The sequence below is a fragment of the Frankia sp. CcWB3 genome (assembly GCF_977927595.1).
The window spans coordinates 1-4,002 of record NZ_CDWRCK010000322.1 but is presented as its reverse complement, the minus strand read 5'-3'; the positions used below and the strand labels follow the sequence as shown (position 1 = coordinate 4,002).

Genomic DNA, 4,002 nt, shown 5'->3' with positions numbered 1-4,002 from the left:
AATGGATCCCCCGGTATGTGGCGGCTGATCCCGAGGAGCTGGCGGACGCCCCGCCGTCCCTGCGGACGCTGCTCAGGTTCATGGCGGAGTCCGGGCTCCGGGACCCGCGGGGCGCTTCGGTGGAGGAAAACGAAGCGGCGATCGTGCGGACCGCGGCGGAGTTCCCGGCCGCACTGGCAGACCCGGATCGTCGGGGGATTCCGAAATTCTGGGATATGACGGTCCGCGACACCGTGGTAGAGATCATCCCGCCGGCCGTGCCCGAGCACTTCAAGCACGTTTTGGCGGGCTTGGCCGGCCCTGACGACGACCTGCTGGACCAGCTGATGAGCGGGCAGTTCGCCTACCCGGGTCCGGTACCCGAACGGACCATCGCCCAGCTCCCGGTCAGTCTGCCGCCGGCGGAGGAACTCGCGGAGGCGGCCGGGCGCAGCCAGGTCGTGGGGCAGCTTCGCGCGTTCGTCGCCTGGGTCGGCACGGATGGTCGGCCGTTGACAGCCGCCGGAAATCTCAGGCCGGCCGACGCGCGTGAGCTTGTCGACCTTCTCGATACCGGCGAGCAGGGCCTGCGGGTACGCAGCACCGCCGAGCTGCCCCACCTCAACCTGATCTTTACCTGGGCGAAGAAGACCCGCCTGGTGCGGGTCAGCCGGACGAAGCTGGTGGCGGTGGCCAAGGCGCGGCCGCTACTCAAGGACGCCGAGGCACTGTGGCAGCGGGCATTCGAGACGTTCTTCGAGCTGCGGGACGCGGTGTGTCTGCCGATCTGGACGGGCAGTGGCACCTCCCTGCTGTACGACGTATACGCCGAGGCGGTCCCGGACATGCTCAACACGATCTACAGCCTGCCGGATCCGATGCCGATGGCGTGCCTGGAGGAGGCGGTGTGGCAGTCGTGCCGGCAGCAGTTCCGCGTCGACGCCGGAAGCCCCCTGCAGCAGGGCGGTTGGCGAACACACCTCGGGAGAGACATTAAACGTGTGTTCGATGTGCTGGCCGCGCTGGGCGCCGTGGAGAGGACGCGCGGGCTCGCGGACGAGAAGTTCATCGCCACTCTCGCGGACGACGTCGAGACGCCATTCGCGGTGGAGCGGTCGATTTCCGGCCCGGCGGCGGCCCGCCTGCGCGCGGAGCTCGCCCAGCCCACCGAGTTGGTGGCGCTGACCGCGCTGGGCACCCGGGCCATGCGTGGGCGGCTGCTCGCCGAGGGACGGGAGGCCGGCCTCGTCGGCGACCTGGCAACCGCACAGCCCGCCGAACTGCTGGGTGTGATCGCTGAGCACTACACCCGGGAGACGGGTAACGCGGAGATCACCAACTGGCTGGCCGGGCACGGCGGTGACGTCGAGCCGCTGCTGGACGCGGTGCGGGTCTGCCCGTTTCGGACCAGGGCTGCGGCGATGCTGAACGTGCTCACCTCGGCGGTGCCGGCCGGGGCGGAACTCCTGGACGGGCTGCGCGACGACCCGGTACTGGCCCCGCTCGCGGTGACGGCCCTGCTCGACCGGGGCGCCCTGCAGCCGGAGGACCTCACCGATCGGGAGCAGGCACTGGTCATGACCGAAGGGTTCCTGCAACTGCTGGAGATGGGCGGGCCTGAGGTCGTCCGCGAACAGATCGAGGAGATGGCCGGCGACCTGGCCGGCCTGGACTTCGCGGAGCTGCTCGCCATAATGCGCGGCTGCGGACATCCCGGTGCGCCGACGTTGCGGGACTTCCAGGCCCTCGTGGTAGATCCGGGGTAGCCGGAGGTCGCGAGAGCGAAGGTGAACAGGTCAGTCGGGCTGCGACGGACCGGGCAGGACGATACGGAACGCCGCCCCGCCGCCCGGGGTCGGGCGGTATTCGACCCGCCCGCCGTGGCGGCGGCGACGGAGACGTACATCGCGGTCCACAGCAGCCGGTTGACCGGGTGACGGACGAAGTCCTCACCGGTCTCCGTCTGGACCAGGTGGGGAGACCATCGGGCCGGGTGCCGCGCCAACCCGCAGGCGGGAGTCACCAGCAGCTACGAGTGGACCGGCTCAGGACGCCCGGGCGTGCTTACGAGCGGTAGCGGCATGTCGCAGGTCGCCACGCCCGCAGTATCCGTACTCGACCCGTCGCCGCCACACGGTCAGCCGGCAGTAGTCCGCCTCAATCGTCCAGGTACGGCGTTCGACCCGATCCTCGATCTGCACGGGCCGCGAGGTCACCGGCTCGTTCGCGCGCAGATGAGCCCAGTTGTGCGCCGCCTCCCATTCCGGGAAGGTGGCTACCAGCTCGCCATCGCCGTCGTAAACCTGGAATTGGCGAGTCTTCATTGTCGCGCCTTTCGGTGATTGTCCGATAATGATGAGCGTGGATCTGCCCGCCGGAGCCGCCGCGGAAGAAATCCCCCCCGCGCACAGCCACACGACGGAGAGCCGCGCGACGGGGACAGCGCGGCGGACAACGGCGAGATGGCCGGCTCCGGGCGAGGATCGTCATCCACTCACCCGGAACCGGCGGCTGGCGGTTGACGCCTGACGGTTGACGCCTGACGGCGTCGACACCTGCGGGACCGGCGACGCGGCCGCCGGGCATGGAGGCACCACAGGTGCGGGGCACCGTGTCTCGGCGCGGTCTCCCTACCGACATCCCGGACCCTGCGCGATGACCATCGACGTCTCCCCGCAACCAGCTCTACCCCAAACTCTCACCTTGAGGTGCATCATCGCTACTCAAGGTAAGCATGACCCCTGCACGCCTCTTCTGCAAGAACTTCTGTAAGAGTTTCACTACCCAGCGATGCGCGCCCTGGGTGAGGAGTGGCGAACAAGTGGCAAGATGCATCCATCACCCCGAAGAGCCCGAAGGACGAGCGATGGCCACGAGCGGCGGTCCGACCGTGCGGCGAAGGCGCCTGGGCGCCGAGTTACGACGACTCCGCGAGGGGGCGGGCATCTCCGTCGACGAGGTCTGCCAGCTGCTGCGCTGTTCGGTTTCCAAGGTCAGTCGGATGGAGAACGGCCGCGTGCCGGTCCGCACCCGGGACGTGTCCGACCTGCTGGGTCTCTACGGCGTGACCGACGACGAACGCCGGGACGCGTTGCTGGCCCTGGCCCGCGAGTCCCGGCGCCACGGCTGGTGGCATACCTACCACGACGTGGTCCCCGCCTGGTTCGAGATCTATATCGGCCTGGAGGGCGACGCCGCCTCGATCTCGGTCTACGAATCGCAGCTCGTCCATGGGCTACTGCAGACCAGCGACTACGCCCGGCACGTCATCCGAGCCGACGATCCGGAGGTGAGCGAGGACGAGGCCGAACGCAAGATCGCGCTCAGGCTGGACCGGCAGCGCCGGCTCACCGCCGCCGATCATCCTCGCCTCTGGGTGATTCTGGACGAGGCGGTCCTACGCCGGACAATCGGCGGCAGAGCCATCATGCGAAGCCAACTCGAGTTCCTCGCCAAACAGTCCGAACTGCCGAACGTGACAATCCAGGTGCTTCCTTTCTCCGTGGGCGCGCATGCCAGCCTGGGAAGCACATTCTCGATACTCGGATTCCCCGAGTCGGGAGACAACGAAGTGGTCTATATAGAGGAAGCGGCCGGAAGCCTCTATATTGAGCGCCCCTCCGAAGTCAGGCGCTATAGAGTGAAGCTGGATCATCTTCTGGCGGCAGCCCTGCGGCCGGAGGAGTCCATCCAGATGATACTCTCGGTCGCAGAGGAAATGAAATGACCAGATATATGAAGCCGATCATCGACAATGTCATCGGGGCGGCTTGGCGCAAGAGCAGCTACAGCAACGGCGCGGGCGGTATGTGTGTGGAGGTCGCGGCGCTCGGCGGGGGCGTCGCCGTCCGCGACTCGAAGAACCCGACCGGGCCGGTGCTCGCCTTCTCGGCGGCCGAGTGGGACGCGTTCCTGGCCGGCGCGCGGGACGGCGAGTTCGACCGGAGTCGGATCATCCCGGGCTGAACCACCGTCCGGCCCTGATCCGGGGGAATGGGGGCGGGATGTCCCGCCCCCACCGAA

4 protein-coding genes are annotated in these 4,002 nt (G+C 68.3%); 3 read left to right on the top strand and 1 reads right to left on the bottom strand.

The genetic code is table 11. The features are described 5' to 3' along the window. Window positions 1-1,745 (top strand): hypothetical protein (locus ACY5KJ_RS18385; protein ID WP_462203945.1); only part of this gene is annotated, 1,745 nt, incomplete at its 5' end. A 279-nt stretch (window positions 1,746-2,024) separates the two neighbouring features. Here the strand turns inward: ACY5KJ_RS18385 and ACY5KJ_RS18380 are convergent. Continuing rightward, the gene (locus ACY5KJ_RS18380; RefSeq protein ID WP_462189180.1) at window positions 2,025-2,303 is read right to left on the bottom strand and encodes a hypothetical protein; all 279 of its coding nucleotides are present in this window, start codon (window positions 2,301-2,303) and stop codon (window positions 2,025-2,027) included. Between the two features lie 542 nt (window positions 2,304-2,845). On the opposite strand from ACY5KJ_RS18380, the gene ACY5KJ_RS18375 reads away from it, so the two are divergent. Continuing rightward, window positions 2,846-3,706, top strand: coding sequence for a helix-turn-helix domain-containing protein (locus tag ACY5KJ_RS18375; protein ID WP_462189179.1), 861 nt, complete (start codon window positions 2,846-2,848; stop codon window positions 3,704-3,706). Continuing rightward, window positions 3,703-3,945 (top strand): DUF397 domain-containing protein, encoded by a 243-nt coding sequence (locus ACY5KJ_RS18370; RefSeq protein ID WP_462189178.1) that lies wholly within the window; start codon window positions 3,703-3,705, stop codon window positions 3,943-3,945. Before ACY5KJ_RS18375 ends, ACY5KJ_RS18370 begins: the two co-directional genes overlap by 4 nt. Window positions 3,946-4,002 lie beyond the last annotated feature (57 nt).